We start from the raw sequence: 5,866 nt of genomic DNA on the forward strand, positions 1-5,866 counted from the left end.
TTAGTTATTGTAGATTGTCTTCACAATACTAGGCGATACTTTTCATATCGCAACAGATCACACCATAATTGTAATAATGCTTCACTTCAAACCCCTATAATAGCAAAAACAATCTTAAGTTAACGTGGATAATTGTCCATTGTACATTCTGTCAATTGTTAATTTAATACTTTATATCCCCCAAAATTGAAGCACCAACTGGGCCAACTCTCCCCAATTCTTAGCACTGGTATCTAATACCAAGTTAACTAACTTACTCTGCTGAGCTAATTCTAACTTTCGCTGTTGTCGCTGGTAATAATGCTCAACAATCTCCTCTACTGTCGAACCAAACCGAGAGATATAACTTCTCCATCTACTTCCTCGACTAGCAACAATTCGCTCACCCATCACTTCCTTGTTCATGATCAACAAGACTAACTTTGTCTTTAAACCTGCTAAGCGATTATCTATCTCTATTAGCTCTTCCCAGCTTAAGTGATCAAAATAAGTAGCATGGGTTAGATGAAACCTCTCCAATAAAAAGGCATAACAGTGCTCTTGTTCTGCTCCCTGCCACCCACGCTGCTGATAATATTCTCGATAACGCTCTAAAGGGATTAGAATATCATTCAATAGATTTAAATTATCCTCTTTAGTAATTTGACCCTGATTGTGTTTAGCTTCTAATACTCGCTGCGTCAAATCCTCACCATAAACCAACAAGGGCATAAAATCACGCTCTAAAACCTGCTCGGTTTGCAAAAGATGTTCAATTATTGTTGTCTTTCCCGTAGCTGGCACACCTTCAATGACAATACCTTTCACTTGAGCAGACACAATAACACTCCCTTATAATGTACAATGTACAGTTTACAATTAAAGAACTTTAAAAGCGTTTAATTGTCCATTGTACATTCTGTCAATTGTTAATTATTTTTATAATATCCTTTAACTGCTACTAATAATCCCTCAACCGTATATTCCTCAGCCACTACTGCTATCTCTAAATTATAATCTCGTACCGTCTGAGCAGTAATTGGGCCAATACATGCAAGCTCTACCTCTGCCAATAAATCCTGATAATCATCACCCAATTGCTCGATAAAATTATGTACCGTCGAAGAACTTGTAAATGTTACCATATCAACTCGTCCTTCTTCTAATTCAGTGACTAAATCTTGATTTCCTTCACCTTTGATCGTCTGATAAGTTGTTACATCATCGACCTTAGCTCTATTATTCTCTAATTCCTTTGCCAATAGCTCTCGTGCAATATCAGCTCGTGGTAATAAGAATTTCTGTCCCGTCAAATCCTGCTCAACAAACCCTTCTAGGATGGATTCAATCACATAATCATCTGGAATATAATCGACTTGTAAGCCATAATCATTCAACTTAGCAGAAGTCTTAGGCCCAATAGCACAGAGCTTAACCCCTGCCAATGCCCTGACATCTAATCCTAACTCGAATAATCGATTGATAAAATACTTAACTCCATTAATACTGGTAAAGATAATCCAATCATAGTCACCTATCTGTTCCAACTTTTGATCCAACTGTTGATAACTTTCAGGTGGAGCAATCTTAATTGCTGGTGCCTCAATTACCTTAGCCCCATCTCGAGCTAAAGCTTTAGAAAAGCTGGTTGCCTGCTTTTTAGGTCTAGTAACCACAATCCGTTTAGAAAATAGAGCTTTCGTTTCAAACCAATTTAACCTCTCTCTTAAATTAATCACCTCTCCAACAACTATAATAGCTGGTGGCTTGAAATTATTCTCTTTAACTTTAGTAACTATCGTCTCTAAAGTACCAACCAATGTCTCTTGTTCTGGTCTAGTCCCCCATCTAATCAAGGCAACAGGAGTCTCAGGATTACGACCAGCCTCTATTAACCTTTTAGTAATCTTAGCTAAATTGCCAACCCCCATTAAAAAGACTAATGTTCCCATTGCATTAGCCAGCTGATCCCAATTAAGGTTGGACTCATCTTTAGTCGGGTCTTCATGACCAGTCACAAATCCAACAGAAGAATTGAAGTCACGATGGGTCAAAGGAATTCCAGCATAAGCAGCTACTGAAATAGGAGAAGTAATCCCTGGCACAATCTCAAACTCAATTCCTTCACCTAATAGCACTTCTGCTTCTTCTCCGCCTCGACCAAAGATAAAAGGATCACCACCTTTTAATCTAGCCACTACATTACCTGCTTGAGCTTGGTCAACCAATAATTGATTGATCTCATCTTGGGTTCGATAATGATTACTAGCCTTCTTTCCTACATAAAACAACTCTACATCTTCGCGAGCATAATCTAATAATCTAGGATTAGCTAATCTATCATATAAGATTACATCAGCATCTTTAATAATATTTAACCCTTTAACTGTAATCAATCCTTCATCTCCTGGGCCAGCCCCAATCAAATAAACTTTACCTGCCATTATTATCTGCCCCTTCCTACTCTTTAATCTGCTCTAAAACCTCTCCTGCTCCTTGCTCTAATAACTGCTTAGCAAGCTTAATTCCTAATTCTACTGCTTGCTCTCGCAAGCCGGTCACTTTTCCTTTAAATATCTGACTACCATCTAATCCTGCTACTACTCCTTCAATAACCAATTGTTCACCTTCAACCTGAGCATAAGCCCCAATTGGCACCTTACAATCGCCCTCTAAATACTCCAAAAAGCTCCGTTCAGCTTTAACAGCATCTACAGTCGCTTGATGATTAATCTCTTTAACTATATCCTTAATCTGCTGATCATTAGCCCTAACTTCAATCGCTAAAGCTCCTTGTCCTACTGCTGGAATCGAAATTTTATCACTCAAACAAGAGCTGATCTTATCCTCCCAACCCACTCTCTCCAATCCAGCTGCCGCTAGAATAATTCCATCTAAATCCTGACTCTCTAACTTCTTCAATCGAGTATCTATATTACCCCTAATTGGGACAATCTCTAAATCAGAACGATAATTTAATAATTGAGCTCTTCTACGCAAGCTCCCCGTTCCTATCTTGGCCCCTTCAGGAAGCTGATCTATATCCAGATCACCCTTACTTATTAATGCATCTAAAGGATTGGCCCGCTTAGGAATCGATAAGATTTCAAGCTCAGCAGGTAATTCTGCTGGCATATCCTTTAGACTATGAATTGCTAAGTCAATCTCTCCATTCAACAACGCTATCTCTATCTCCTTAATAAATAATCCTTTACCTCCAATTTCGGCTAAAGGCTTATCTAAAATTCGATCTCCTTTAGTACTAATCTTCTTTAGCTTAAACTGATACTCAGGAAACTTCTGTTGTAATTGATCAGCCATTAGCTGCGATTGAGCTACTGCTAGCTGACTTTTTCTAGTTCCAATAATAATTTCTTCCATAATTACCTCCCTGTGTTAATAGTGTACAGTTAATAATTGATAATTGATAATTGATAATTAAAACCACTAAAAATTATAGAACAATAACTTCTTTGCAAATACCAATTCTAAACCATTTTATTTTTAGTAATTACTAATTACTAATTACTAATCACTAATTACCATCTACTATTTTAACATTTCTTAGTGTTAGAAAAAATGATTTATGTAAGCTTTAAGTCTGAGTTTGAGTATAAGTTTAAGTTAAAACAACAACTTAATGCTCTTAATGGTTGACTTAGTCTCAACCTTAAACTATTATGTTAACTCTAACTCCGCTACTACTTGCTCAGGCAAAATCTTTTTAACCTCTTCAATCCCTGCTGAACGATCAACCTCTAACTGCTCAATCAAATCTAGATCCGCTAGTTTTCTAAAAATTTTACGCCGCTGTTCTTCTTGCTCCACCTTATCAATTACTAGCGGTCTAATTTCAGATAACAGCTGCAAAAAAAGAGCAAAACCTGCCCCAAACTCTTCTTCTAGCTTCAATCTAATTTGTCGAGATAATGCTGGCAAGCTTCCACCTGTAGCAATCGTGATTAATAAGTCACCTCGCTTAATTACCGCAGGCAGAGTACACGTTGACAACTCCAAGTTATCAATTGCATTGACCAAAATCTCTTTCTGTTCTGCTAATTGAGCAATCTGTTGATTTAAGCCACTTTGATCTGTAGCAGCAATTACTAAAAAAGAGCCCTCCAAATCGAGCTCTAAAAATTCTCGTTTTTTATAATTTATCTCTTCTTCTTTAATTAATTTCCTTACAGGCTCAATTAGCTGAGGACTAACCAGTTCAACCTTAGCTTCAGTAGTTACTAACCTCTTTAACTTACGATAAGCAACCTTTCCCCCACCAACAACTAGAACCTTTTTACCCTTCAATCTTAAATTAACTGGATATAAATCCATTGAACCCTCTCCCTAAATAATCAATCTAAATTGATATTTAGTGTCAGTGGTTCGTGTCTGTGTCAGTGAAATTCAAACTCGCTAACCCCTTTAAACCACAGAGGTTTTGAACTTGATCTTTTACTGACACGGATTACGGACACTGACACTGATATGCGTCAACACTTAAATACCTCTTTAATCACTTTTAACTTTTGTGAACTCCCTTCACTATTGGCCAACTGTTTGACCCCTAATGTAGGAGGATGTAATAATTTATTAACCAATCGACTACTCAGCTCTTCAATTACGTCTTCTTGGTTCTGCTTAGAATTAGTCAACCTTTGTAACGCCCAATCTAATTCTTGTTCCTTAATCTGATTGGCCCTTTGTCTCATTTCTTTAATTACCGGTACAACTTGACGATAGTTCAGCCATTTTTCAAACTCTTCTTTTTCTTCAACTATAATTTCTTCAACTTGAGCTATTTCTCCTCTTCTTTCTGCTAAATTTTGATTAACTACAGCCTCTAAATCATCAATATCATACAGATAAACTCCAGGTATTTCAGCTATTTCTGGTTCTATATCCCTAGGAACAGCAATATCAATCAAAAAAAGAGGACGTTCTCTATTACTCATAACTTCTTTGATCTCTTCATAATGGAGTACATAATGTGGAGCAGCTGTTGAAGCAATAATAATATCAACATCTTCAACCCAATTTTCTAACTTCTCCCAAGGGATAACTTCTCCTGAAAATTGCTCAGCTAATCTCTTTCCATTTTCATAAGTTCTATTAGAGACCATGACTCCTTCAACCCCATGGGCAACTAAGTTCTTTAAAGTCAATTCGCTCATCTTCCCTGCACCTAAAATCAATACCTTCTCTCCCGATAAAGAACCAAATACCTGCCGGGCCAACTCTACAGCTACATAACTGATTGAAGCGGCATTTTCATCAATCTTAGTTTCGCCTCGAGCCCTCTTACCAACTTTAAAACTTTCCGTAAACAGCCTATGTAAATAAGTATCAATTGCTCCTATCTTCTTAGCTTTCTTGAAAGCTCTTTTAACTTGGCCCAAAATCTGAGCCTCTCCTATTACTAAAGAATCCAAACCACTAGTAACTCTAAATAAATGTTCAACTGCTTCTAAGTTATGATAAAAATATAAATAGTCTTGTAACTTCTTAGCTTTTAAATTAGAAATCTTTCTAAATAATTTCAAAGTAAATCTTTTAGCTAAATAATCATTCTCTGCTAGCAAATAAATTTCAGTTCGATTACAGGTCGATAAAACAACCCCTTCTTCTACATCAGATGACATCGCAATTTGCTCTAAAACATCATTCTGTTGCCGCTTAGTCAAAGATAACTCTTCTCTAATTTCTAAAGAAGCTGTTTTGTGATTTAATCCAATAACTACTAACTCCACAGTTGATCCACTCCTCATAAGTTATAACTCTTTATTTCCATTAAAATCTATAGCTAAATCAATTGTGAACCTCTCCACCTAAATCAGAAACAAGATTTAGATGGAGCTTCTCCTACGAGTGGAAAAACCATTTCACTCTT

At 36.7% G+C, this 5,866-nt stretch carries 5 protein-coding genes; all 5 read right to left on the reverse strand.

Going from position 1 to position 5,866, the window contains the following annotated elements; all coding sequences use genetic code 11:
* Nucleotides 1–171 precede the first annotated feature (171 nt).
* Nucleotides 172–819, reverse strand: coding sequence for a hypothetical protein (locus tag MWH25_RS12360; protein WP_248627957.1), 648 nt, complete (start codon nt 817–819; stop codon nt 172–174).
* Between the two features lie 89 nt (nt 820–908).
* Complete coding sequence (gene cobA, locus MWH25_RS12365) at nt 909–2,423, reverse strand: uroporphyrinogen-III C-methyltransferase (RefSeq protein ID WP_248627958.1); 1,515 nt, start codon at nt 2,421–2,423, stop codon at nt 909–911.
* Nucleotides 2,424–2,439: 16 nt separating this feature from the next.
* Complete coding sequence (gene hemC, locus MWH25_RS12370) at nt 2,440–3,360, reverse strand: hydroxymethylbilane synthase (protein ID WP_248627959.1); 921 nt, start codon at nt 3,358–3,360, stop codon at nt 2,440–2,442.
* 297 nt (nt 3,361–3,657) lie between these two features.
* Nucleotides 3,658–4,311 (reverse strand): precorrin-2 dehydrogenase/sirohydrochlorin ferrochelatase family protein, encoded by a 654-nt coding sequence (locus MWH25_RS12375; RefSeq protein WP_248627960.1) that lies wholly within the window; start codon nt 4,309–4,311, stop codon nt 3,658–3,660.
* 158 nt (nt 4,312–4,469) lie between these two features.
* On the reverse strand, nt 4,470–5,726 hold the full coding sequence (hemA, locus tag MWH25_RS12380; RefSeq protein ID WP_248627961.1) for a glutamyl-tRNA reductase: 1,257 nt from the start codon (nt 5,724–5,726) through the stop codon (nt 4,470–4,472).
* Nucleotides 5,727–5,866 lie beyond the last annotated feature (140 nt).

The organism is Natroniella acetigena, assembly GCF_023227745.1.
In the GTDB taxonomy this organism is placed as follows: Bacteria; Bacillota; Halanaerobiia; order Halobacteroidales; family Halobacteroidaceae; genus Natroniella; species Natroniella acetigena.